The following is a 24,060-nucleotide window of genomic DNA, read 5'->3' as shown; positions in this document are numbered from 1 at the left end:
TCTCAAATCCCTAGTATCTTTGTAGATTTACCCACTTAAATAATTGATGTTTTAGATAAATGATTACCACAAAAAGAAATTATATTTTCGATTTCGATAGCACATTAACACGTGTTGAAGCACTAGATGTTTTAGCGGAAATTACATTGAAAAATCACTCAAAACAAGATGAAATTATTCAAGAAATCATTGATATTACCAATTTGGGGATTGATGGCGAAATTTCATTTACAGAATCTTTAGAGCGTAGAATTAAGTTGTTAGAAGCTAATAAGTCTGATCTTACAAAATTAGTAGAGAGTCTAAAAAAGCAAGTTTCATCATCCATAGAAAGAAATAAAGAATTTTTTGAGTTATATACAGATGACATTTATGTGATTTCTTGTGGATTTAAGGAGTTTATAGACCCAATTGTAGCAGAATATAATATCCCTTCAGAAAGAGTATTTGCCAATACTTTTGAGTTTGATAAGAATGGGAAAATTATAAGTTTTGATAGCAACAATCCTCTATCGCAACACAATGGAAAAATCAAGTGTTTAAAAGATATGAACCTTGAGGGAGAAATACAAGTAATTGGTGATGGTTACAGTGATTATGTAACTCGTGAAGCTGGTGTAGCAGATAAGTTTTTTGCTTATACAGAAAATGTTTCTAGAGATAAAACCACAGAAAATGCAGACCATATTGCACCAAATTTAGATGAATTTTTATATGTTAACAAGTTGCCAAGAAATATAAGTTACCCAAAGAACAGAATTAAGATTCTATTATTAGAAAATGTACATCCAGATGCTTTTACAAAATTATCTACAGATGGTTTTTCAGTAGAAACGGTTTCTAAAAGTTTGTCAGAAGATGAACTTATCGAAAAAATAAAAGACGTTCACGTTTTAGGAATCCGTTCTAAAACAAACGTAACGCAAAAAGTAGTAGATGCTGCAGAAAAATTGATGGTGGTTAGTGCATTTTGTATTGGTACAAAGCAAATTGATTTAGAAGCGTGTAAAGAAAAAGGAATTGTAGTTTTTAATGCACCTTATAGTAATACTCGCTCTGTAGTTGAATTGGCTATTGGAGAAATTATTATGTTGATGCGTTCTGTATTTCAGAGAAGTACAGAAATTCATAATGGTCAATGGCAAAAAACAGCAGCAGGTTCTAGAGAAGTTCGTGGTAAAAAGTTAGGAATTGTAGGTTATGGTAATATTGGTAAGCAATTATCGGTATTAGCAGAAGCACTAGGAATGGATGTGTATTATTACGATGTAGAAGATAAATTAGCTTTAGGTAACGCAACTAAAATTAATACTTTAGAAGAATTACTTTCAATTGCTGATGCTGTAAGTTTGCATGTTGATGATAATGCTGCTAATAAAAACTTCTTTGGAGCAAAAGAAATCGCTCAAATGAAAGATGGAGCAGTTTTAGTGAATTTAGCTCGTGGTTTTGTAGTTGATATTCCTGCTTTGGTTGCTGCTTTAAAAAACGGAAAATTAGCAGGTGCTGCAGTTGATGTATATCCTTCTGAACCAAGAAAAAATGGTGAATTCGAAACAGAATTACAAGGTTTAGATAATGTTATTTTAACACCTCATGTTGGTGGAAGTACAGAAGAAGCACAGAGAGATATTGCAGATTTTGTACCTGGTAAAATTATGGCGTACATTAATTCTGGTAATACAGTAGATGCTGTAAATTTCCCAAATATTCGTCTGCCAAGACAAACCAATGCACATCGTTTTTTGCATATACATGAAAATGTGCCTGGAGTTATGGCAAAAATCAATAAAATTTTAGCAAAATACGATTTAAATATTACTGGTCAATATTTATCTACAGACCCAAAAGTTGGTTATGTAATTACAGATTTAGACAAAGAATACAATAAAGAAGTAATAGATAAATTAAGAGCTGTTAAAGGAACAATTAAGTTTAGAGTGTTGTATTAATATTAGAAACAAGATTTTTAGACATAAGAGCCAAGATTACGTTTAGTTTTGGCTTTTTTGTCCCTCACAAAATCTCAAACAAAAGCGTGACTTGAGCTTGAAGAAAAGGTTCAACCTGGGCTAAACTAGTTTGTAAGCTTTTCTCTTATGGATATAGTTATTGCTTTTTTAATGTTTCGTTAACGTTTTGGTATAAGCTTTGTTGCGTTTTAGTTATGCTAAAAGTAAGCAAAATATTAAACAACTTTGTGTCTGTGTATTTTTCCGAAGGAAAAATTTAGCAGCAATAAAGTTTATACTGCTTAAGTTTGTTTTTTAATTCAAAATAAATTTATTGTTTGATTTCAAATCCTTGACTAATAAGTGATATTTTTGTTAATATTTTTCGTAATTCTTTATGTAATTTCATATTGTCAATTATTACTTTTTCACTAATGATTATATAATGTGGTTTTTCATTTGGTGGTTTTACCTCTAAAATTGGTGTGAAATTTGGAAATAAAAAGGATAAAAAACCGTGAGTATAGCAGTCTCTGTCGTAAATGTAATTATGCAAACTTTTTGTAAAATTTTTTCTTTTTTCTGAATTATTCAGTTCGTTTATTTGATGAAATACTTTGTCAGTTTTAACTATACAACTCAAAATGTTTCTTAATTGATTGAATGTTAAATTGGCATTTAATGGGTATTTTTTTAATTCTTTACATTTACTGTTTCTTTCAATTATCTCTGTTATTTCATTATTCTTTAAGTAAAAATTATAAATACTCTCAAGTTCTTTATTTATTGTTTCGGATAATCTACTTAATTTTGATATTCTACAAGAGAGAAATTCATATTTATTTATTTATTTATTTATTAAATTATCAATAACATTTTGATTCAATTGATTCAGTTCATTTCTTACTTCATATAAAATCTTATGAAAGTTTACGTTATCTTCATTTTCAATTCTTGCAATTTTAATTAATACTGACATTTCCATTACTTCAGGATTTTCTTCAAAATCCTTACTTGGAATTGTCAATTGTGCAGAAGTGAATATTTCTATTCTTTCAGGTCTTGCAATTTCTTCAATTTTCATTTTATTACAGGTTCAGATTTCAGTTTGGCAATGGTAGGTAACTATTTTCGAATATACCGAGTCTTAATTCGTTATATTCAGAGTTAACGAAGTTAGTTTTTTAGAACTAGAAAGTCAATAGAAAAAATAATTGTTATGTAAAAAAATCTATTATTTTTTGTCATTGCTTGTTTACGAAGCAATTTTTTTTCTTGTGATTACTTTTTATATCAATCATAGAGGTGGTTCTTGCATCTTGTATAGTTTAATTTTCTTCTTTCAAATCAACAATCATTTCATCTTTTACACCTAAATAACGTCTGCTACCTAAATATCTGTTTTTATTCATTTCATCATAATGAGGTTGAGTTGCATCCATAGAACTCAAATGTACGTTTCCAGAAGCATGAATAAATTCCATTTTATCATTCCCCAACCAAATGCCTACATGAGTAACTCTTTGTTTTTTCTCTGCTGTAGCTTTTTTTCCAAAGAATACTAAATCTCCTTTCTGTAAATCAGAAAAGTTAAGGTCTTTGTCAACAGTTTTACCAGCATTTATTTGTTGTGAAGCATCTCTAGGAATTATATATCCATTCATTAAATACACCATTTTTGTAAAGCCACTACAATCCATTCCTTTGCTCGAGGTTCCTCCCCATAAATAAGGGAAACCGTCCATTTTTTTAGCAACTTGTTCAATATTTTCTTGTGAAGTATTTAATTTGTTTAACCAAGAATCATACATTAGAGATTCCTCTCTTTTTACAAAACCTTTTCTTTTATCAGGATATTCTACCTCAAAAAAGTCCTTGCTTAAACCTTTAAATTTTAATATTCCTCCTAAAGTAATATCAGAAATAATTTTAGAATCTTTAGTTTTATCAGCATAAACATATCCAAAATTTTTGGTAAAAATGATTTTCTTACGATTATTCCAATTATCAAAATCAGCTTTATTTATTTTTGTAATTCCACCTTTATCAACCCAAGAAATATACTTATCAGGAGTTTGAATTCTATAAAAATCGCCTTTTTTATCTAAAACTTTTAAAGGCATTCCTAATAAACCTTGTGTGCCTAATTCAGCAGAATGCTTGGGTTTAGAACGAATATTAATCACAGAATTTCTAGCTATAGCATATTTTAAATCACCTACAGCAGAATCTGGTAAAACTCTTATTTTATTAATAAAAGTAATATCTAAACTTTTTAAACTATCTAATAATTTTTGATAAGCTGGTTTTAAATTTGTTTCTCCTGATGCAATAATTTTTCCATCATTATTGTCAATTTCAATATCATAAATAGCTACTCTTTTATCAGGTGCATATTGCGATTGTATGCTTTCACTAACACCTTCTATACCCGAAACTAACAATGAATTGTTATTACAAGAAAACGAGATAAATATGAATACAAAAAGTAGATTTTTAAACAAATTCATTTTTGGCTAATTTATAGATGAAACAAAACCTAAAGATAGTAAGATTTAATATGATAATAATTGTATTATTTAAACGTTTTTAATTAAGGCTAAAGAATAATTAAAAAGAGATTAGATGAAACACATTTCTTACAAATCGAAATTAAAGTTGAGTGCTTGGCGAAAAATCTCTTTAGGTTCTTGGAAGCCCAGAGGAGATTCATCTATTTACGCTTTCGAAGATTTTAATGTAGATAATGTAATAGAATTCTGCAAAAACCAAAGTATTTCTTTCAGTAGCTTTGTAATTAAAGCATTATCATCAACCATCAATCAAAATAAAAGAATTAATAGTATTATTCGTTTTGGGAGTATTTATCAAAGAGCACAAAACACCATTTTTGTACATACATTAAAAAATACAAATGAAGACGATTTGTCTGGTGTTTTAATAAAAGAAGCTTTTCGTAAAGAAATTCATAAAGTTGATAAAGAATTTAAAACCGAAATAGAAAAAGTAAAAAAAGGAAAAGAAAAACATGGAGCTTCCAAACAAAGTTTTCAAAAAATTCCTGCAATGTTATCAAAATATGTGTTAGATGGTTTAAGTTTTTTAATGTATTCTCTTAATATTCATTTTAAACAATTGCCTTCGATTAAAGACCCTTTTGGTAGTGTAATGTTAACAAATATTGGTAGCCTAAATCTTCAAAAAGCATTTTGCCCAATTGCACCTTATACTAGAATTCCTATGGTAGTTTCTTTAGGAAGAATTGAATTAAAACCAACTATTTTTAAAGGAGAAATTGTAAAAAGTAATATGGCTACTTTTGGTTTTACTTTCGATCATAGAATTATGGATGGCATGCATTTCTCAAAGTTTATAGAAACATTTCAAAGCTTTTTTTTGAATCCTAAATTAATTTTAAAATAAGATGATATGAAGAGTAATATGGCTTCAGAAAATCATTTTTTATTGCATTTTTTTGCTTCGAGGAATCCAAAATTTGTTTTATTAAAAATTATCCCGATTTTAGTTTTTTATTGTGTTGTTATTTTTAAAAGTGAGATTGCTTTTTATAAAATAGTAGGCTACTTTTTAATCGGTTTGTTTAGTTGGAGTTTCTTTGAATATATTGTACACAGAGTCGCGTACCACAAGAGAACAAAAAGTAGAGGAGTACAATGGTTTTTAGATGCTTTTCATTTACATCATCATAATAACTTAATGGATTATAGGGTGTTAAACGCTGGTGTATTGTTGATTTATCCGTTAACAATTATCATTTTAGGAATTGTATATCTACTTACAAGTAATCTTGTTTTTGTTTCCAGTTTTGGATTAGGTATGACTTTATATTATCTCTTATACGAATATATACATTACCAAATTCATAAAAAAAGACACAAAAAAGGATATTTAAACATGCTACAGAAATATCATTTACACCATCATTATAAAAACTGGAACAAAAATTTTGGCAATACAATTACCATTTGGGATAAAGTTTTCAATACCTATGACGTAAATTATAAACATTTGATTTTAACCGATAATCAAGTAAATGATTTAATCCTTAAAGAATAATTTTCAGTCAAAAAGTTTAGGTTGCAGAATGATTGTTTTATATTTGGTAACAATCATTTTTTTATTGATGAAATTAGAAAACTCATTAGCATTTGCCAAACAATTAGATCAAGAAGATAAACTTTCGTCTCTACGAAATCAATTTCATATTCCCAAAGATAAAGAGGGAAATGATTGGTTATATTTCACAGGAAATTCTTTAGGATTACAACCAAAATCAACCAAAAAATATATCAATCAAGAATTAGAAGATTGGGCAAATTTAGGCGTAGAAGGTCATTTTGAAGCCAAAAATCCGTGGTTGAATTATCACGAGTATTTAACAAATAAAATGGCAAAAATAGTAGGTGCCAAACCTATTGAAGTTGTAGTAATGAATACGCTTACCACAAATCTTCATCTGCTAATGGTGTCTTTTTATAGACCCACAAAATCAAAATATAAAATTGTTATTGAGAGTGATGCTTTTCCTTCAGACAGATATGCAGTACAAAGTCAATTAAAATTCCACGGTTTTTCAGAAGACGATTTAATTGAATGGAAACCAAGAGAAAATGAAGAATTATTAAATATTGAAGATTTAGAAAAGATTGTTTCAGAACAAGGAGATGAAATTGCACTTTTACTAATTGGAGGTGTAAATTATTACACAGGTCAGTTTTTAGATATTAAAAAAATAGCAGAAATTGGGCATTCTAAAAACTGTATTGTTGGTATAGATTTAGCACATGGAGCTGGAAATATTCAACCAAATTTGCACGATTCTAATGTAGATTTTGCAGCTTGGTGTACCTATAAATATTTAAATTCTGGTCCAGGAAGTTTAGCAGGTTTGTTCGTACACGAAAAACACGCTAAAAATAAAGAGTTACCACGTTTTGCAGGTTGGTGGAATCATAATAAAGCAACACGTTTTAATATGAGACAACCTTTTGATGTGATGGAAGGTGCAGAAGGTTGGCAATTATCGAATCCGCCAATATTATCTATGGCAGCCATAAAAGCTTCTTTAGATTTATTTGATGAGATTGGAATGGTCATTTTAAGAAAAAAATCAGAAAAACTAACAGGCTATTTTGAGTTTTTAATCAACGAAATTAATTCAGATGATATAAAAATCATCACACCAAAAAATCCGAAAGAAAGAGGTTGCCAATTATCCATTCAAGTAAAAAATGCTGATAAAAGTTTGCATAAAAAACTGACAGAAAATAATATTATTACAGATTGGCGAGAACCAGATGTAATTCGTTGTGCACCTGTGCCACTATATAATTCTTTTGAGGATGTTTATAGAATGGTAAAAAGCCTATCCTCAATCCTTTCCAAAGGAAAGGAAGTCAAAATTCAAAACAAAATATATTGAGTTCAAATAAAAAAAAAACACGTATCGATGAGAAAGTCCTCCCTTTTGGGGAGGATTTAGGAGGGGCTTCAATTTTGATAATTGGAGCAGGACTTTGTGGCTCACTACTAGCTTTAAGACTCGCCCAAAAAGGCTATAAAGTAGAAATATACGAAAGCAGACCAGATTTAAGAAAAGTTGATATTTCTGCTGGTAGATCTATCAATTTAGCTTTATCAGATAGAGGTTTAAAAGCGTTACGTTTGTGTGGAATGGAAGAAAAAGCTAGAGAAATTTGCATACCTATGTATGGCAGATTAATGCACGATAGCCAAGGAAATACTTTCTCATCAAACTATTCTGGGAGAGAAAACGAATATATCAATTCCATTTCTAGAGGAGATTTAAACGCTATTTTATTAGACGAAGCAGAAAAACATGAAAACGTAAACATCCATTTTAACAGCGGATGCAAAAAAGTCGATATCGAAAATAAAATTGCTCATTTTAAAAGTTATGAAACGGGTGAGAAATTCAAGGTAAAAGCAGATGTTATTTTTGGAACAGATGGAGCAGGTTCATCTTTAAGAAAAAGTTACATTTCAGAACGCAAGTTTCTGTTTAGTTATTCTCAAAACTATATAAATCATGGATATAAAGAATTAGAAATTCCAGCCGATAAAAACGGAAATCATCAAATAAGCAAAGAGCATTTACACATTTGGCCTCGTGGAGATTTTATGCTAATTGCCCTACCAAATATGGATGGAAGCTTCACAGTCACCTTATTTTTAAGTTACGATGAAGGTGAATACAACTTCAATAATTTAACTTCCGAAGAAAAAATGATTGCCTTTTTCGAGAAGGAATTTCCAGACGCTTTGGTTTTAATTCCAAATATAAAAGAGGAATTTGCTAATAACCCAACAGGACCATTAGGAACCATAAAATGCAGTCCTTGGAGTTATCAAAATAAGACATTATTAATGGGAGATTCAGCACACGCAATAGTTCCTTTTTACGGACAAGGAATGAATGCTTCTTTCGAAGATGTGGTTGTTTTTGATGAAATACTTTGTCATTTCGAGCGCAGTCGAGAAATCTTCGATTGGGAAGCTATTTTCAAAGCCTATCAAAAAGCAAGAAAACACGACACAGATGCCATAGCAGATTTAGCGATTGATAACTTTTATGAAATGCGAGATCATGTTGCAAATCCTTTGTTTAAAGAAAAACGAAAGATAGAAATGGATTTAGAAAAAACATTTCCAAATCAATACTCATCTAAATATTCATTAGTTACTTTCAACGAAAATATCGGTTACAATGAAGCTATGAAAAAAGGTAGAGCACAAGACAAAGCTTTACTGAATTTAATTGCAGATGATGAGGTGCACACACATTTAGAGATGACAAAAGAAGAATTAAAAGTGATTTTAGATAAGGTAATTTATGAAACAGACAGAATTTTAGAGGAAGATAAAATCCTATCCTAACCTTTCCAAAGGAAAGGGAATAGCAAGTTTGTAAAAATATTTCGTATGAACACAAAAGAAAAACACAAAGTTGAGAGTTCCTCTCCTTTGGAGAGGTTAGGAGAGGCTTCAGTTTATATTGTTTTACTTCGTGGCATAAATGTATCAGGAAAAAATAAACTTCCAATGATAGATTTACGTAAAATTTTAAATGGTTTAGGATATCAAAATGTGCAAACTTATATCCAAAGTGGAAATATTATTTTAGAATCAAATGAAAGTAAAAATATTATTTGTAAAAATATAAAAGATGCTATTTTAGAGAAATTTGGATATGATGTTCCAGTTATCGCAAAAACAATTCCAGAATGGGAAAAAGCAATTGAAGAATATCCATTTTCTAAAGACTATGAAAAAATTGTTGCTTTTACTTTTTTAGATAAAATATCAGAAATCAAAGAGCTAGAAATTAAAAATATTGGTACTGATAAATTCAAAATAAACAATGATGTAGTGTACATCTATTGCCCAAATGGATTTGGGAAATCAAAAATTACAAACGATTTGTTTGAAAAGAAATTAAAAGTTACAGCAACTACAAGAAATTTAAGAACCACTTTAAAATTATTAGAGTTAGCTCATCCTAACCTTCCCAAAGGGAAGGAGTGAGTAAGTTTGAGAAGAAAATAAATTTAGAATTTTCTTAAAATAAAATAGTAAAAAATAAATATTAATAAAGAATTTCAAATTTACACCCAGTTTGGAATCCCTTCCCTTTGGGAAGGTTAGGATGGGCTTTAGATTATGAGTAGAAAAGTAACACCAAGAGGTGCATATCCACACGTAAAAGTTGTAGGAGATTTTATTTTTGTATCAGGTACAAGCTCCAGAAAACCAGATAATTCAATAGCTGGAGTGGTAATTATTGATGAAATGGGAACTAAAAAATTGGATGCTTATTTGCAAACAAAAGCAGTTTTAGAAAACATAGATCGTAATTTAAAAACGGTGGGAGCATGTTTAAAAGATGTAGTAGATATTTCTAGTTTTTTAGTAAATATGAATGATTTTGCTGATTACAATAAAGCCTATGCAGAATTTTTTGAGAAAGAAACTGGTCCAACAAGAACAACAGTTGCTGTGCATCAATTACCACATCCAGATTTGGTAGTTGAGATTAAGGTTACTGCTTATAAGAAGTTGTAAGTTATAACTTTTGTCAAATCAAAGTTTCGTAACATTTTTTGTATCTTGACTACTAATTAGTTACTAACCCAACTTTTAATGATTAAATTCTTCCGTAAAATTAGACAACAGCTGTTGTCTAAAAATCAATTCCGTAAATATTTTAAATATGCATTTGGTGAAATAGTTCTTGTGGTTATTGGTATTTTAATTGCACTTCAAATTAATAACTGGAATGAGAATAGAAAACTGAATAAAGAAGAAGTAGCAGTACTAGCTGAATTAAGAGAAGATTTAAAAACCACTTCAAAAGAGTTAAAAAACGATTTAAAAACTCATATTACAGGGTTAGAAGCAAATATTCAATTTATACAGTTTTTAAAGTTTAATAAAATACCAGATAAAGATATAGGTCAAGTTTTTGCTTTGTGTAATAGAGATGCACAAGCTTATCCTAAAACAAGTGGTTATAAACTTTTAGAGTCTAAAGGCATTTCAATAATTACAAACGATACATTTAGAAAAGAGATTTCTAAATTATATCAATTAAACATAAAAAGAGTAACAGAGCGTGGTAAATTAAATCCTTATCATGACATTGCAAAAGTATTAGACTCATATGAGAAGGTGCATTTTACACAAACTAATTCCCCTTATTATAGTGTCTATAACAATGATATTAAAGATAGTATTCAATTTTACAAGTTTAAGACAGTATCAATAGAAAAATTAAAGAGAGATAATAACTTACTAATTGATTTAGAAAAGATTGTTAGTATAAGGATGAGTAAAATTTATGCTCACAAAGATGCTATTTCACAAATTAAAACTGTTTCAGAAATTATAAATAAAGAGCTTGAAAAATTATGATTAAATTCTTTAGAAAAATCCGTAAAAACTTAATTATGCAGAATAAGATTTCTAAATATTTTAAATATGCAATTGGCGAAATTGTACTTGTTGTAATTGGAATTCTAATTGCTTTGCAGATTAATAATTGGAATGAGGATAAAAAATCTATAAAACAAGAAAAAACCTATTACTGTAAAATTTCTGAAGATTTACAGGTTGACATTATTAATATTGATAGTTCTATTGTTTCAGTTGGCAAACGTTTTAAAATTACAAAAAGATTATTAAAAAATCTCTTAAAAATTCAAGAAAACAAGGATGTAATTTTAAAAGATTTTATAGCTACTTTTAGATCTTATCAATTTTTACCCACAACAGCTGCAATTACTGATATTACTTCATCAGGATTTTCTAATCAAAACATAAAAAACAGAATTCTAAATCATTATACAGAACAAGAAAGTGCCTTAAAAATTATTGAAATTAACTCTAACAAACATGTTGATAAAACTTTTGAGTTAGAGCATTTTGCAGATGTTGGCTTTCAAGAAATACCAGAATACCAAGATATATTTGATCAGGAATTACAAGGACTTTTGGCTAGTACTGATTCGCATAAAAACCCCAATAGTGCTATTTTTATCACTATGAAAGAAGTTATGATTCTAAATATGATTATAGGACAAAGAGAAATAGAGCTTTTAAATCAAATAAAAAAAGATGCAGTAGCTCTAAATGATTTACTAGTACCAAATTGCCATTCAAATGATTAAATTCTTTAGACATATTAGAAAATCACTATTAGAACAAAACAAAATGGGTAAATACTTTAAATATGCCATAGGCGAAATAATTTTAGTTGTTATCGGAATTTTAATTGCTCTAGGCATCAACAATTGGAACGAGAACAGAAAAAGTAAACTAGTTGAAAGAGACGTACTAAATAATATTTATGAAAATTTAGGTGTTGATTCAACACAATTTAATTATTACAATAACCAATACAAACAGATAGACAAGCTGCATCTAGACTTGTATAAGTATGGTATGAAAAATGAAACAATCGATTTAATTTCGGAACCGATACTTATTAGACGGTCTTTATACTTCAAGCTATTAATTAATTCAGATTTTAAAGAAAATCTCTACACCATAAATAATCAAAAAATAAAAAAGGAATTAGTCTCATATATTGGAAGCATTAATGATATGGAGACAATTTATTGGATTGAGCTTGTACCTTTAATAAATGACAGACTAAAACCATATCTCGCAGAACAAGAGCTTTATAACGCTGAAAACTGGTTTGAATTAAGGAAAAGAACCATTCAGAGTGATACATTTGAAGAAATTACCGGTAAAAATATTATTGACAAGGATAAGCTACTTGCACTGGCAAAAACGAAGAAATTTCAGCAAATTTTATTTGAAGTCAATGCGAAATGGAGTGATTTCTTCACGCGCTTAAAAACTGTAATAGAAGAAAATAATGACTTAAGAATGCTAATAAAATCTGAATTGAAAAACTATTAAAATCAGAAAACAAATTGTATATGATTAAATTCTTCAGAAAAATCCGTCAAAAACTAGTTATGGAAAACAAAACAAGTAAATATTTAAAATACGCCATTGGCGAAATCGTACTTGTAGTTATCGGGATTTTGATTGCCCTTCAGATTAATAATTGGAATGAGCAAATTAAGTTAGATAAATCAATAAACAGCCATCTTGAAATACTAAAACAGAACTTAATTGAAGACAAAATACAATTACAAAATTTAAAAGAAAAGATAACAAATGGAAAAGCAGCAGCAGATTCTACTATATTGCAAATAATGACAATTGTCCCAGTAGATATTCATTTGAAGAAATATTTAGCATTGTTACTTCTTGAATATAATTTTAGTCCAAATACTAATGCCTTTGAGACCATAAACCAATCAAACGAAATACCCTCTTTAAAAAATGAATTAAGGACAGCTATTCTCGATTACTATGCTTTAATCGAGAGAACAAAAGAAAGAGAAATTATTTCGAACACTCAAATAAAAACGAAATATGAACCTTATGTATATCAGGAATATCCGAACATTTTTCAAAAAAACAATGAATGGGATATTCTCGCAACAATTTATGAAAAAGACCCTAGGCCTTCAACTTTGATTGATAAAGACAGGTTTCTCAACGACAAAACATTTGAAGCACTAATAGTAGCTAGATATTACCAATTAATTGCGTTAGAAAAATTTTATGAAGATTTAATTGTATCGAGTAATAAAATAGTTTCAATTATAAATAAAAATAAATAACCAATGATTAAATTCTTCCGAAAAATCCGTAAAAACCTACTTATGGAAAATAGGGCAGAACGTTTAGAAAATGTAATGTGGATATTTTTAGTGAATGAGCCAGCTTGTCGCGTTGGATTTAAAACTTACTAATATGATTAAATTCTTCAGAAAAATAAGATTTGAACTTATTAATAAAAATATGAATACAAAATACTTCAAATACGCCATTGGTGAAATTATCTTAGTGATGATTGGTATTCTTTTGGCACTTCAGGTAAATGACTGGAATACCAAAAGAATATTGAAATCTAAAGAGCAGGTCTATTTAAAACAAATTAGAATTAGCTTAAACAATGATTTAGAAAGTATAAAAGACGTAAAAAAATTTAATGCTGAAAAAGCTTCTTATATAGATTCAACCTTTATAGCGCTAGAACAATCTTCTAATCCTGAAAAATATATGCCTCTAATTACCAATTACCTGTTTGTAATGGGTGAGTTTAATGTTTTTGAACCTAATAATATTGCTTTTGAAAATATGATAGCTTCAGAAAATATTGACCTTATTACCAATATGAAGTTAAGAAAAAACTTGTCACTATATTATAAAAGAGATTTTGTGAATAGTACTCAAGAGCGTATTAAAGAACAAACGCGCCAATTCGTAGATTATTTAACTCCTAAAATAACCAACAAACAATTTATAAAACAATTTACGAAACACGATTCTCATTTGCCCAATATTTTTGAGGTTAAAATTCATAGTGACCAACAAGTTTATGCGCACCTACTTATTATGATTTTAAACATAGATAATCAGAATGAACTTTTAGACACTACTACTGAAGAAATAAAACGTTTACTAGATTTAATTGATAATAATCTAAAATCATAGGAATGATAAAATTCTTTCGAAAAATCCGTCAAAAACTACTTATGGAAAACAAAACTTCTAAATACTTTAAATACGCTTTTGGTGAAATTATTTTGGTAGTTATTGGAATTTTAATTGCGTTGCAAATTAATAATTGGAATGAAAATACAAAAGAAAAAATAGCATTAAATGGCTATTTAAAAAACATAAGTAAAAACTTAAAAAGTGATATTAAAAAGTTAACCGAATTAAAAACTTTTAGAGATAGTACAAAATTGGGTGCAAGCCTTTTTATGAAAATTGCAGATCAAGAAAAAATAAATGCAACAGATTTAGGAATCTATTTAGATAAGTACCTTTTTTCTTACAATGCTTTTTTTGATGTTTATTTTAAAGCTGATAAAAGTGGTTTTGAGTCTTTAAAAAACTCTGGTTATTTAGGTAAACTTCAAGGAACATCTCTAGAATCTCAACTATTTGATTATTACAATTTAATTGAAACGATAGAAGACGAAGAAAAAAGTTATAACAACTTTATTGAAGAAATGGAGTATGAAACTTTTAAAAAAGATGTGATATTCACTTTTATAAAACGATTAAGAATATTTTCTAAAAACCCCAACCCAAAAACGTTAAATGAAATTCATATGTTAATGAATAAACCCTCTTTTAAAGGAGCAAATTTTAGAACCAGAACTTCTGAAAATTTTATAGAAAAGTATATCGATGCAAAAAATATTGCAAGTAATATTATTGAAATTATAGAAAATGATTAAATTCTTTCGTAAAATCCGCCAAAAGTTAGTAGTTGAAAACCGTTTCAATAAATACTTGTTGTATGCCATTGGCGAAATTATTTTGGTGGTTATTGGAATCTTAATTGCTTTACAGATTAATAATTGGAATGAAAGTAATAAAGAAAAAAAACAAGAAAAAGCAATACTTTCTAATATACATAGAGAGTTTAAACAAAATAAAAAAGCACTTTTAACAGATTTAAAAACAAATAATAATGCTTTTAATTCTGGGTTAAAATTAATGGAATTAATGGGTAAAACCCAGAGTAAAATTAAAATGTATAATACAGATAGTTTAATATACTCAATTGTAGAATTTAATAGTTTTAATCCTTCAGAAAGTGCAATTTCAGATTTATTACAATCAGGTAGATTACAGCTTTTAAGTAATGAGAAACTAAAAGACCAACTCTACGAATGGTCTAGAATTATGACAAAAGCAAAAGAAAATTATCAAGGTTTTGATAGTAAAGTTGAAAATGATCTTATGCCATATTTAACAAAATATTATTCATTAAAAGATATTGATAAGTATGGTTTTTTAAAATGGAAAAAATCTTCTATTCTAAAGGTTGATAAATTAAAAGTATTTCAAGATATAGAATTTGAAAATTTAATTGATGACGCTCTTTTTAGATTAAAAGTATATAATACTACTCTACATAATGCCAGTTTAATTATTGATCATATTTTAAATGAAACAAAAAAGTAATTACTAAATTTATGCAGTAAATGAAAACACAAAACTACATCAATAGCGAATTTGTAAATCCAATTCAAGACAATTGGTTAGAAAACTACAATCCAGCAATAGGAGAAATCTACGGACAAATCCCAAATTCAACCAAAGAAGATGTAGAAAAAGCTTATGAAGCTGCAGAAAAAGCATTTCCAAGTTGGAGTAATACTAGTTTAGAAGAAAGAAGTAAAATCTTATCAAAAATCGCTGATTTAATTTTAGAAAAGTTAGATTTTTTAGCAACTGCAGAATCAAAAGACAATGGAAAGCCAATTAGTTTAGCAAAACAAGTAGATATTCCAAGAGCTGCAAGTAATTTTCAGTTTTTTGCGAATGCAATTACACAGTTTTCATCAGAAGCTCACGAAAGCGTAGGTTTGGGTGCTGTTAATTTTACTTTGCGTCAACCAATAGGAGTTGTAGGTTGTATTTCTCCTTGGAATTTACCTCTCTATTTATTCACTTGGAAAATTGCTCCTGCAATTGCATCAGGCAATTGTGTAGTTGCAAAACCAAGCGAAATTACACCAATGACAGCCTATTTATTAGGAGAAATTTGTAATGAAGCTGGTTTGCCTAAAGGGGTTTTAAATATTGTTCACGGTTTAGGAACAACTACAGGTCAAGCAATTGTAGAACATCCAAATATCAAAGCAATTTCTTTTACTGGAGGCACAAAAACAGGAGCTCATATTGCCAAAGTTGCAGCACCAATGTTTAAGAAGTTATCTTTAGAATTGGGAGGAAAAAATCCAAATATCATTTTTGCAGATTGTGATTATGATAAAATGTTAGCAACTACAATTCGTTCATCTTTTGCAAACCAAGGACAAATCTGTTTGTGTGGTAGCAGAATTTTAGTAGAAGAAACCATTTATGAGAAATTCAAGAAGGATTTTATTCAAAAAGTGTCCGAATTAAAAGTAGGAAATCCATCTGATTCAGAAACAAATATTGGAGCATTAGTTTCCAAACAACATTTAGAAAAAGTAAAAAATTATATTGATATTGTAGCACAAGAAGGAGGTGAAATTCTTTTTGGTGGAAATAGAGTTACAGTTAAAGATTGCGAAAATGGCTATTACTTACAACCTACAATTATTGAAGTTACTAATAATGATTGCAGATTAAATCAAGAAGAAATATTTGGACCAGTTGTAACAATTATGTCTTTTAAAACTGATAAAGAAGCATTAACTTTAGCAAACGACACAAAGTACGGATTATCAGCAATTTTATGGACTAACAAGTTAAATAGAACAATGCAGTTTTCTAAACAATTACAAACAGGAATTGTTTGGGTAAATACGTGGATGTTACGAGATTTAAGAACACCTTTTGGAGGCGCAAAAGAAAGTGGAGTAGGAAGAGAAGGTGGTTTTGAAGCCTTACGATTTTTTACGGAACCAAAGAATATTTGTATTCAATATGAATAAAGAAATCATAGAAAAAATTATTCGAATTTGTGATGAGAAAATTGCAAAAAAAGGAGAAAATGTAGGTTTATCATTTTATGCATTTTTCAAAAATAAAAATGATAACCCAAAGTTGTTAATGGAAGTTGCCACTTGGTGGATTGAAATCCATAAATTAGATCACTTTGAAAAAGCGGTTAAGATTAAAAAAATGATTACAGAAAATAAATAAGAATCAGGAAAAGAGAATAGAAAAGAAAGGTTGGAAAGTCTTTATTCTTGTCTCTTTTTTCTTACATCTATTTTAGATATGAATTTAAATTTAAAAAATAAAAACGCATTAGTTTGCGGAAGCACACAAGGAATTGGTAAAGCAACAGCAATTTTATTAGCAGAAGAAGGTGCAAACGTAACTTTAATTGCCAGAAACGAAGAAAAATTAAAATTGGTTTTAGCAGAATTATCAAATAATAATCAAAATCATAATTATTTAGTAGCCGATTTTCTAGAACCAGACCAACTGAAAAATGTTTTACAAACTATAGATTTGCAATTTCATATTTTGGTAAATAATACTGGAGGTCCTGCAGGAGGTCCAATTTTTAATGCAGAAATTGGCGAATTCGAAAAAGCATTTACCTTGCATTTAAAATGCAATCATATTTTAGTTCAAGCACTTGTCCCATTTATGAAAACTGCAGCATATGGCAGAATTATCAACGTAATTTCTACTTCTGTAAAACAACCTTTAGATGGTTTAGGAGTTAGTAATACAATTCGTGGAGCAGTAGCAAATTGGTCTAAAACCTTGGCAAATGAGTTGGGCCAATTTAGCATCACAGTAAATAACGTTTTGCCAGGAGCAACAAATACAGAACGTTTAAATGAAATCATCAAAAATAAATCAGCAAAAACAAGATTATCTATAGATGAGGTTTCCAAAATTATGATGAATGCATCACCAGCAAAACGTTTTGCAAAACCCCAAGAAATTGCCAATGCAATTGTATTTTTGGCAAGTGAGCAAGCAAGTTATATCAATGGAATAAATGTTCCTGTAGATGGTGGGCGTACAAAGAGTTTATAGTTTTTTCAGAAGCTATTTCCTGCTTTTCACTATATCTTTTTTATGAAAAATAAAAAAGGATGTCGTTTCAATCAGGGCTAAACTTGTTTGCCAAATTAAGTAAATTTAAAAGTAGTAATTTTAAAGTCTAACAATCAAAACATCCAACCATCTAAAAATCTAAAAGAAATGAGCAATTTAGTACAACCCATAAATTTTAAAAAGTGGATAGAGGAACATCGTCATTTATTAAAACCACCTGTAGGTAATAAAGTGGTGTGGAAAGATGCTGATGTTATTGTAATGGTTGTTGGTGGGCCAAATAGCAGAACAGATTATCACTACAATGAAACACCAGAATTTTTCTATCAAGTAGAAGGAGATATCGTTTTGAAAGTTATTGAAAATGGCAAACCAAAAGACATTCATATTAGAGAAGGAGAAATTTTCTTTTTGCCACCAAAGATTCCTCATTCTCCAAGACGTGGAGAAAATACGGTTGGTTTGGTAATCGAATATCCAAGACCAGAAGGTGTAAAAGATAAATTGCAATGGTATTCAGAAAAAGATACAAGTCTAATATATGAAGAAGAGTTTACTTTAGAGAACATTGAAACTGATATGCCTGCAATTTTTGATAGATATAATAATACCATAAAGAATAAAAAATAAAAAAAGAGTAGTTGTAAAAAATAAAAGTTCGTCATTACGAATGAGGAACGAATGAAGTAATCTGTTTATTAACGATGAGATTGCTTCGTAAACTCACAATGACAAAATGAAAAATCGCAAACTACGAATTAACGGACACTCACACTTATTACCATATCCAGAAGAAATTCCTCAATTTATGAAGGAAAAAGAAATTTTTTGGGTAGACGATGAACGTAAACATATGTTACAAAAAGGTTGGAAACGACCTGTAACAGATTCTAGTTTTTTTTTAGATGAGAAACTAAAATGGATGGAGAAAAACAAACTAGATCACGCAGTTGTTTTAAATCTTTCTCAATTGTATGGAAATGGATTGCGTTTAGAAGAAATGAAAAAAGCACTTCGTTTTCAAAATGATTTTAATGCTAAAGTGCAACACAATCATCCAGATAAATTTACTTGTGGATTTGTAGTACATCCAGGCTTTATTTATGGAGCTTTATATGAAATGGAACGTTGTATAGAAGAATTGGGCTTAAAAGTATTGTGTTTGCCAACTCATTTTATGGATTCTATTGGGCAGTGGAGATGTGTTTTTGATAAGGAAAATGATAGAATTTTTGAGCTTGCTGATAAATACAAACTAGCTATTGAAATCCATCCTTATGATGGAGATAAAATGATAAAATTAGAAAACACCAATTGGCGTTTTCATTTAATTTGGATGCTGGCTCAATGTGGAGATGCCTATCATTTTTATACGTTGAATGGCATGCAAGAACGTTTTAAAAATATAAGAACTTGTTTTGCTCATGGAGGTCAATTAGCGCAAATGAATCTAGGTAGAAGGATACAAGGTTTTGATGGCAGACCAGATTTGTTTGAAGGAAAAACGCATCCAAGAAAAGCAGTTGGTCATAAAAACATCTTCTTTGATACTTTGGTTCACGATACAGATTCTTTAAAATTAATGTTTGATAGACAAGGTACAAAACAAGTTTTAATGGGTTTAGATGATCCTTACCCTTTAGGAGAAATGGAAAGTGATAAACAATCTTCTTATCCAGGAAAAATTTTAGATTTAGCTATCGAAAAAAATATTATTTCAGAAACAGAAAAAGACGAAATCTGGGAAGATAACGTCTTACAATGGTTGTTTGGTGATGATGAAAAAGCAAAGCAAGAATTGGTTGATAAAATACTTGGTTAGCGTATTAAGTCTTCAGTGGTAGTATTCAGTCAAAAACTAAACTTTATACTGAAGACTGTAAACTACTTGCTAACTTTGACACTGTTTCAAAACTTGTTCAGCTCTTTTTACCTGAAATTTAGGATAAAACTCTTGCTCAATTTTTTCTTTTTTACCTAATTCAATAGCTTTTTTAATTTGTTCACAGTAAGGTTTTGTAGATTTTCCAAAGAATTTGGCAGCACCCATATTCCATTCTGCATTTCCTAAAAGTACTCTTGGGTTTTCAGGAGCAATTTTTAAAGCTTTAGCATATAATTGTGCATTTTTTCCAGACAAAGTCATACCATATTTCTGACCATCAAAAGCAATATACGCAGTGTTTAATAAGGCTTGGGTAATTATAATTTCAGGATTATTTTCTGAATTTGATTTGGCATCATCCAAAAATTCTTGAGCTTTGGTTAGTTTTGCTTTCAATTTTGTTTCATCTTTTAAACCAAAACTTCCTAAAATTTCAATAGTAGCTGCATAATAAGAAGGCAACCAATTTGTTGGTTCAGCTTTAGAAATTCTTTCAAATAATTGAGAAGCTTTATTCATTTCTCCTTTTTCCCAATGAGAAAATGCTTTTTGCATTCCTGTTTGATATTTTGTTTGTGCAGAAATTCCTGTCGCAATAAAAATTGTGATAATAAATAATACTTTTTTCATGATGTTTTTGTTTAAGTTGTTTTTTTAAATTGATATTTAATGATAAAGTAGGCTACTATAATATTCGGTATCCAAGATAGCCAAGCAACAATTCTGTAGGCTGGTAAAAAACCTCCTAATGCACTTGATAAAATTGGGAGCCATATTCTTAAGGTTACTGCAGAGAAACATGCTGCATAACTATAAATCATTAGTTTTTGATGTTTGATAACTTTTCCGTTTTTAATAGCAGTAAACCCTAATAATGTTGAGAAAAACCAGAACAAAGCCATAGAAGCAAAACCTAATTTTGGGCTAATACCACCAGTTGCATGTAAAGCAATATAAAACCCCGAAATTCCACTCAATAAGCAAGAAGTTATATAAACTTTTCCGATATTTCTATGGAGTTGTATATTCTTTACTCTTAATTTTTTATTGAATTGTAACCATCCAATTAGCAATGCAATTCCTCCTAAAACGATATGAGTATAAAACATAGTATTCCATAATCCGTCTGCTAATAAAGCTTCTGTTTTACTTGCAAGTAAACCGAATTTTCTATCTATAATAAAATAGATACTTGGATATAACCCAATAGAGATACAGCAAATTGCTAAAAGATAATATGAGATTTTTTTGGTTAACATTAGTCTACTTTAATTGTAATCGTTTTATTAGCTTCAATAGAAAATTTTGCATCTTTATATTTTGGAGGTCCCATAAAACCAGTTGCATTATTAGAAAAGCCATAAGGCTCTTTGGGTATACCAAAAATTTTAGTATCCATTTTATTATTGTCATTTTCATCATGAAATAATGAAACAGCATAATCTCCTTTTTTTAATCCCTTAAAATAAGCTATTGCTTTACCATCTTTTACAACAGCATTTGTGCCTTTTGTAGTTTTACTAGATTTTAAGAAAGTTTTTTCACTATTGTATAAAGCTATAAAAACTTTCCCTTTGTCAGTTTCCATACCAGAAATTTCAATAGTTAAATCATAAGTTTCTTTTCCTTCTTGAGCTTGTAGAGATAAGTTTCCACAAATTAGAAATACTGTTATTAAAAAGATTTTTTTCATTGTATTGTTTTTTATTTATTATTATTTTCTTGAATCAAATATCTAATGTTTCTGTGACAATTTAGCAATTATGATACCGAATTGTAATTTTTTGTTTCTGAACTGTATTTTTTATAAGTTATTTAAATTATTCGATTTTTTATCATCACTAATCGTCCAGAAAAAGCCTACAAAAAAGAATGTATCAGCATTAGGTACAATAGCTTGTCTGTCAAAATTTCCATTTGCATTTGGTGTGTTTTTATAGTTGTAACCAAATACATTTCTTGTACCCAAAGCATTATTTAAAGAGAAATATAGAATTTTTTGTTGATCTATTAAATATGCCCAATTAATACTGACAGAATTAAAGTTTTTGGTTTTGCTATTTAAAAAACCAGCCTCATTTGGGTTTGTATAAGTTCTACCTGAAGCAAAATTATAAGCAAAACCAACTTGACTCTTTAGGCTCTCTATCCAATGTTTGCCAACGATTGATACATTATGAGATGAAGCAAAATTTGGTGTAGCTGCAGTTGGGTAATTTCTAAAATCTCTTTCTGTGTCTAAATAAGAATACGAAACCCAATAATCGGTATTTTTAATTTTCTGATTTTGTCTCCAAAAAACATCAACTCCTTTTGCAAATCCAAACCCATTATTATTGAAATTACTATTAAACGTTGGTTGTACATCATTTGGATTGGTGCCATTAATATTGTTATTATCAAACTTTACTAAACTATTATAATCTTTATAATAGGCTTCTATTCTAAAAATTTGATTCGGTTTTGTGTGTTGAAAATTGGCAATTAAATGTGATGCATTTTCAGATTTTAAATCTTGATTAAATTTTAAATATCGATTGTTTGGATTTTGATAAAACTGACCATAAGCCAATGAAAATTGTGAGTTTTTACCAGTTTTATAAGAAAGAGATGCTCTTGGTGAGATTGTGAATTCATCAGAAAAACTAGAATGTTCTGCTCTAACCCCAATTTTAGTAGCTAGGTTTTTAGAAAAGAAAATATCAGTTTCTGCAAATGAAGCAAATAAATTATTATCAAAACCATAATTAAAAGATTGGTTATTTAGAGGGTTATAAGTTTCATCAAACTTTGTAATAAAGTATTCTGAACCAAAACTTATACGAAATCTGCTAGAAAATTGCTTTCTTAATTTTACTTTAAAATGTGTAGAATTTTCTTGATTATTAATGTTATCGTCTATGATTTTCGCTTTTGTATTGTCGTTAGTAAAACTTAAACCAGTTTCAATTCTCCAATTATTTCCAAATTTATTCTTATAAGAACTATTTATGTATAGATTTCTATTGTTTAGTCCAAAACGCAAACCGTCTGAAAAATTGATGTTATCTTGAAGCACATCTACATCTGTGTAACTAAATGCACCATAAACTTTTAACATAGAATCATCTTTAAAAGTATGCCTGTAAACAGCCTCTCCACTTGCAGTTTGAAAAGGACTTACCCACTTATCTCTGTTTGGAAAAATTTCTGTGTAAGGTCCTAGATTGATATAAGATGCATTTAGACTTAAAGAATTATTTCCCCAGATTTGTGTATTTCCTAACCCACCACCAAGTGTCATTAAAGAGATTTCAGTTTTTTCTTGGTCTGGTTTATCAATAGTGGTTAAATCTAAAACTCCTGATAAAGCTTGCCCAAATTCAGCAGAATAACCACCTGTAGAAAATGTAATTCCTTCAAACAAAAATGGCGAATATCTTCCACGAGTTGGAGTATTGTTTGGTGTTGGGCTGTAAGGTGTAAACACACGAATACCATCAATAAAAATTTGCGTTTCTTCTGCATCTCCACCTCTTACAAAAAGGCGTCCATCTTCAGCAGCAGCCGATGTTCCTGGCAAAGTTTGTAAAGCACCTAAAACATCACCAACAGCACTAGCAGTAGTTACAATATCTAAAGGTTTTAATACTGTTACTTTTGCTTTTTCTCCTGCTTTAAATGTACCAGCATTAATTGTTACAGCATCTAGAGAATTTACGTCATCTCTTAATTTTACAGTTAAATTTTTGAGTTTAGAAACGTCATCCATTTTTACAAAAGTTTCAAAAGAAACAAAAGAAATAACAAGTGTTTGGGGGCCTTTTTCTTCTGTTATAAATGAGAATTCTCCTTTTTCATCTGTAGAGCCACCATCATAAGTGCCATCTAAATAAACATTTGCACCTACGATAGGATTTTTTTTAGTATCAGTTACTTTACCTGAAATAGTAGTTTGAGCTAAAAAAGAAAATTGAGTTATTATAAGTAATAAAAATAAAATACGTTTCATCAGTTTTGTTTTTTTTGATGATACAAAGATGTGTGGATTACATCTTTTTTAATAAAAATAAATACCGAATTGTA

The 24,060-nt window shown here is 29.1% G+C and carries 26 protein-coding genes; 19 read left to right on the top strand and 7 right to left on the bottom strand.

Annotated features, from left to right (window positions below; genetic code table 11):
* Window positions 1–59 precede the first annotated feature (59 nt).
* Window positions 60–1,952, top strand: coding sequence for a phosphoglycerate dehydrogenase (serA, locus tag BTO18_RS05410; protein WP_105015249.1), 1,893 nt, complete (start codon window positions 60–62; stop codon window positions 1,950–1,952).
* A gap of 331 nt (window positions 1,953–2,283) precedes the next feature.
* Here serA and BTO18_RS05405 read toward each other — a convergent pair whose 3' ends face one another.
* The 3 genes from BTO18_RS05405 to BTO18_RS05395 form a co-directional block, all read right to left on the bottom strand.
* The gene (locus BTO18_RS05405; RefSeq protein WP_105015248.1) at window positions 2,284–2,595 is read right to left on the bottom strand and encodes a hypothetical protein; all 312 of its coding nucleotides are present in this window, start codon (window positions 2,593–2,595) and stop codon (window positions 2,284–2,286) included.
* A gap of 204 nt (window positions 2,596–2,799) precedes the next feature.
* Complete coding sequence (locus tag BTO18_RS05400) at window positions 2,800–3,036, bottom strand: hypothetical protein (RefSeq protein ID WP_105015247.1); 237 nt, start codon at window positions 3,034–3,036, stop codon at window positions 2,800–2,802.
* Window positions 3,037–3,280: 244 nt separating this feature from the next.
* Window positions 3,281–4,462, bottom strand: coding sequence for a C40 family peptidase (locus BTO18_RS05395; protein WP_105015246.1), 1,182 nt, complete (start codon window positions 4,460–4,462; stop codon window positions 3,281–3,283).
* Window positions 4,463–4,577: 115 nt separating this feature from the next.
* Between BTO18_RS05395 and BTO18_RS17585 the strand changes: the two genes are divergently transcribed.
* The 18 genes from BTO18_RS17585 to BTO18_RS05305 all read left to right on the top strand — a co-directional run bounded on the left by BTO18_RS17585 (window position 4,578) and on the right by BTO18_RS05305 (window position 19,932).
* Window positions 4,578–5,375: a 2-oxo acid dehydrogenase subunit E2 gene (locus tag BTO18_RS17585; protein ID WP_170063232.1), complete on the top strand. Its 798-nt coding sequence runs from the start codon at window positions 4,578–4,580 to the stop codon at window positions 5,373–5,375.
* 6 nt (window positions 5,376–5,381) lie between these two features.
* Complete coding sequence (locus BTO18_RS05385; RefSeq protein WP_105015244.1) at window positions 5,382–6,029, top strand: sterol desaturase family protein; 648 nt, start codon at window positions 5,382–5,384, stop codon at window positions 6,027–6,029.
* Between the two features lie 67 nt (window positions 6,030–6,096).
* Complete coding sequence (gene kynU / locus BTO18_RS05380) at window positions 6,097–7,395, top strand: kynureninase (RefSeq protein WP_105017509.1); 1,299 nt, start codon at window positions 6,097–6,099, stop codon at window positions 7,393–7,395.
* Between the two features lie 23 nt (window positions 7,396–7,418).
* Window positions 7,419–8,870 (top strand): FAD-dependent oxidoreductase, encoded by a 1,452-nt coding sequence (locus BTO18_RS05375; protein ID WP_437438436.1) that lies wholly within the window; start codon window positions 7,419–7,421, stop codon window positions 8,868–8,870.
* 45 nt (window positions 8,871–8,915) lie between these two features.
* Window positions 8,916–9,518, top strand: a complete 603-nt coding sequence (locus tag BTO18_RS05370) for a DUF1697 domain-containing protein (protein WP_105015243.1) — start codon at window positions 8,916–8,918, stop codon at window positions 9,516–9,518.
* A 135-nt stretch (window positions 9,519–9,653) separates the two neighbouring features.
* The gene (locus tag BTO18_RS05365) at window positions 9,654–10,055 is read left to right on the top strand and encodes a RidA family protein (protein ID WP_211295574.1); all 402 of its coding nucleotides are present in this window, start codon (window positions 9,654–9,656) and stop codon (window positions 10,053–10,055) included.
* A 78-nt stretch (window positions 10,056–10,133) separates the two neighbouring features.
* Window positions 10,134–10,904 carry a DUF6090 family protein gene (locus BTO18_RS05360; RefSeq protein WP_105015241.1) on the top strand — a complete coding sequence of 257 codons (771 nt, stop codon included), beginning with the start codon at window positions 10,134–10,136 and terminating at the stop codon, window positions 10,902–10,904.
* Window positions 10,901–11,659 carry a DUF6090 family protein gene (locus tag BTO18_RS05355; RefSeq protein WP_105015240.1) on the top strand — a complete coding sequence of 253 codons (759 nt, stop codon included), beginning with the start codon at window positions 10,901–10,903 and terminating at the stop codon, window positions 11,657–11,659. The genes BTO18_RS05360 and BTO18_RS05355 overlap by 4 nt, the downstream gene beginning before the upstream one ends.
* Window positions 11,652–12,419, top strand: a complete 768-nt coding sequence (locus tag BTO18_RS05350) for a DUF6090 family protein (protein WP_105015239.1) — start codon at window positions 11,652–11,654, stop codon at window positions 12,417–12,419. Before BTO18_RS05355 ends, BTO18_RS05350 begins: the two co-directional genes overlap by 8 nt.
* Before the next feature lie 59 nt (window positions 12,420–12,478).
* A complete protein-coding gene (locus BTO18_RS05345; protein WP_170063206.1) occupies window positions 12,479–13,195 on the top strand; it encodes a DUF6090 family protein in 717 nt (238 codons plus the stop codon).
* Window positions 13,196–13,376: 181 nt separating this feature from the next.
* A complete protein-coding gene (locus BTO18_RS05340) occupies window positions 13,377–14,072 on the top strand; it encodes a DUF6090 family protein (RefSeq protein ID WP_146106882.1) in 696 nt (231 codons plus the stop codon).
* Window positions 14,073–14,113: 41 nt separating this feature from the next.
* Window positions 14,114–14,827, top strand: a complete 714-nt coding sequence (locus tag BTO18_RS05335) for a DUF6090 family protein (RefSeq protein WP_170063205.1) — start codon at window positions 14,114–14,116, stop codon at window positions 14,825–14,827.
* Window positions 14,820–15,560, top strand: a complete 741-nt coding sequence (locus BTO18_RS05330) for a DUF6090 family protein (RefSeq protein WP_105015235.1) — start codon at window positions 14,820–14,822, stop codon at window positions 15,558–15,560. Before BTO18_RS05335 ends, BTO18_RS05330 begins: the two co-directional genes overlap by 8 nt.
* A 20-nt stretch (window positions 15,561–15,580) precedes the next feature.
* Window positions 15,581–17,023 (top strand): aldehyde dehydrogenase, encoded by a 1,443-nt coding sequence (locus BTO18_RS05325; RefSeq protein ID WP_105015234.1) that lies wholly within the window; start codon window positions 15,581–15,583, stop codon window positions 17,021–17,023.
* Window positions 17,016–17,234: a DUF6500 family protein gene (locus BTO18_RS05320; protein ID WP_105015233.1), complete on the top strand. Its 219-nt coding sequence runs from the start codon at window positions 17,016–17,018 to the stop codon at window positions 17,232–17,234. The genes BTO18_RS05325 and BTO18_RS05320 overlap by 8 nt, the downstream gene beginning before the upstream one ends.
* Before the next feature lie 78 nt (window positions 17,235–17,312).
* Window positions 17,313–18,089, top strand: coding sequence for an SDR family oxidoreductase (locus tag BTO18_RS05315; RefSeq protein ID WP_105015232.1), 777 nt, complete (start codon window positions 17,313–17,315; stop codon window positions 18,087–18,089).
* 168 nt (window positions 18,090–18,257) lie between these two features.
* A complete protein-coding gene (locus tag BTO18_RS05310; protein ID WP_105015231.1) occupies window positions 18,258–18,740 on the top strand; it encodes a 3-hydroxyanthranilate 3,4-dioxygenase in 483 nt (160 codons plus the stop codon).
* A 106-nt stretch (window positions 18,741–18,846) separates the two neighbouring features.
* The gene (locus tag BTO18_RS05305) at window positions 18,847–19,932 is read left to right on the top strand and encodes an amidohydrolase family protein (protein ID WP_105015230.1); all 1,086 of its coding nucleotides are present in this window, start codon (window positions 18,847–18,849) and stop codon (window positions 19,930–19,932) included.
* A 69-nt stretch (window positions 19,933–20,001) separates the two neighbouring features.
* On the opposite strand, the gene BTO18_RS05300 is transcribed toward BTO18_RS05305, so the two are convergent.
* The 4 genes from BTO18_RS05300 to BTO18_RS05285 form a co-directional block, all read right to left on the bottom strand.
* On the bottom strand, window positions 20,002–20,625 hold the full coding sequence (locus BTO18_RS05300) for a tetratricopeptide repeat protein (protein ID WP_105015229.1): 624 nt from the start codon (window positions 20,623–20,625) through the stop codon (window positions 20,002–20,004).
* An 11-nt stretch (window positions 20,626–20,636) separates the two neighbouring features.
* Window positions 20,637–21,254 carry a DUF2306 domain-containing protein gene (locus BTO18_RS05295; protein ID WP_105015228.1) on the bottom strand — a complete coding sequence of 206 codons (618 nt, stop codon included), beginning with the start codon at window positions 21,252–21,254 and terminating at the stop codon, window positions 20,637–20,639.
* Complete coding sequence (locus BTO18_RS05290; RefSeq protein ID WP_105015227.1) at window positions 21,254–21,688, bottom strand: DUF2141 domain-containing protein; 435 nt, start codon at window positions 21,686–21,688, stop codon at window positions 21,254–21,256. Before BTO18_RS05290 ends, BTO18_RS05295 begins: the two co-directional genes overlap by 1 nt.
* 111 nt (window positions 21,689–21,799) lie before the next feature.
* Window positions 21,800–23,986 carry a TonB-dependent receptor gene (locus BTO18_RS05285; RefSeq protein WP_105015226.1) on the bottom strand — a complete coding sequence of 729 codons (2,187 nt, stop codon included), beginning with the start codon at window positions 23,984–23,986 and terminating at the stop codon, window positions 21,800–21,802.
* Window positions 23,987–24,060: the final 74 nt, after the last annotated feature.

Origin of the sequence: Polaribacter porphyrae (assembly GCF_002954685.1) — a bacterium.
GTDB lineage: Bacteria > Bacteroidota > Bacteroidia > Flavobacteriales > Flavobacteriaceae > Polaribacter > Polaribacter porphyrae.
This window is presented reverse-complemented; position numbering and strand designations above follow the sequence as displayed.

Coding starts and splice junctions, on each gene's coding strand:
- serA (WP_105015249.1), top strand. CDS start 60: ATGATTACCACAAAAAGAAATTATATTTTCGATTTCGATAGCACATTA.
- BTO18_RS05400 (WP_105015247.1), bottom strand. CDS start 3,036: ATGAAAATTGAAGAAATTGCAAGACCTGAAAGAATAGAAATATTCACT.
- BTO18_RS05395 (WP_105015246.1), bottom strand. CDS start 4,462: ATGAATTTGTTTAAAAATCTACTTTTTGTATTCATATTTATCTCGTTT.
- BTO18_RS17585 (WP_170063232.1), top strand. CDS start 4,578: ATGAAACACATTTCTTACAAATCGAAATTAAAGTTGAGTGCTTGGCGA.
- BTO18_RS05385 (WP_105015244.1), top strand. CDS start 5,382: ATGAAGAGTAATATGGCTTCAGAAAATCATTTTTTATTGCATTTTTTT.
- kynU (WP_105017509.1), top strand. CDS start 6,097: ATGAAATTAGAAAACTCATTAGCATTTGCCAAACAATTAGATCAAGAA.
- BTO18_RS05370 (WP_105015243.1), top strand. CDS start 8,916: ATGAACACAAAAGAAAAACACAAAGTTGAGAGTTCCTCTCCTTTGGAG.
- BTO18_RS05365 (WP_211295574.1), top strand. CDS start 9,654: ATGAGTAGAAAAGTAACACCAAGAGGTGCATATCCACACGTAAAAGTT.
- BTO18_RS05360 (WP_105015241.1), top strand. CDS start 10,134: ATGATTAAATTCTTCCGTAAAATTAGACAACAGCTGTTGTCTAAAAAT.
- BTO18_RS05355 (WP_105015240.1), top strand. CDS start 10,901: ATGATTAAATTCTTTAGAAAAATCCGTAAAAACTTAATTATGCAGAAT.
- BTO18_RS05350 (WP_105015239.1), top strand. CDS start 11,652: ATGATTAAATTCTTTAGACATATTAGAAAATCACTATTAGAACAAAAC.
- BTO18_RS05345 (WP_170063206.1), top strand. CDS start 12,479: ATGGAAAACAAAACAAGTAAATATTTAAAATACGCCATTGGCGAAATC.
- BTO18_RS05340 (WP_146106882.1), top strand. CDS start 13,377: ATGAATACAAAATACTTCAAATACGCCATTGGTGAAATTATCTTAGTG.
- BTO18_RS05335 (WP_170063205.1), top strand. CDS start 14,114: ATGGAAAACAAAACTTCTAAATACTTTAAATACGCTTTTGGTGAAATT.
- BTO18_RS05330 (WP_105015235.1), top strand. CDS start 14,820: ATGATTAAATTCTTTCGTAAAATCCGCCAAAAGTTAGTAGTTGAAAAC.
- BTO18_RS05325 (WP_105015234.1), top strand. CDS start 15,581: ATGAAAACACAAAACTACATCAATAGCGAATTTGTAAATCCAATTCAA.
- BTO18_RS05320 (WP_105015233.1), top strand. CDS start 17,016: ATGAATAAAGAAATCATAGAAAAAATTATTCGAATTTGTGATGAGAAA.
- BTO18_RS05315 (WP_105015232.1), top strand. CDS start 17,313: ATGAATTTAAATTTAAAAAATAAAAACGCATTAGTTTGCGGAAGCACA.
- BTO18_RS05310 (WP_105015231.1), top strand. CDS start 18,258: ATGAGCAATTTAGTACAACCCATAAATTTTAAAAAGTGGATAGAGGAA.
- BTO18_RS05305 (WP_105015230.1), top strand. CDS start 18,847: ATGAAAAATCGCAAACTACGAATTAACGGACACTCACACTTATTACCA.
- BTO18_RS05300 (WP_105015229.1), bottom strand. CDS start 20,625: ATGAAAAAAGTATTATTTATTATCACAATTTTTATTGCGACAGGAATT.
- BTO18_RS05295 (WP_105015228.1), bottom strand. CDS start 21,254: ATGTTAACCAAAAAAATCTCATATTATCTTTTAGCAATTTGCTGTATC.
- BTO18_RS05290 (WP_105015227.1), bottom strand. CDS start 21,688: ATGAAAAAAATCTTTTTAATAACAGTATTTCTAATTTGTGGAAACTTA.
- BTO18_RS05285 (WP_105015226.1), bottom strand. CDS start 23,986: ATGAAACGTATTTTATTTTTATTACTTATAATAACTCAATTTTCTTTT.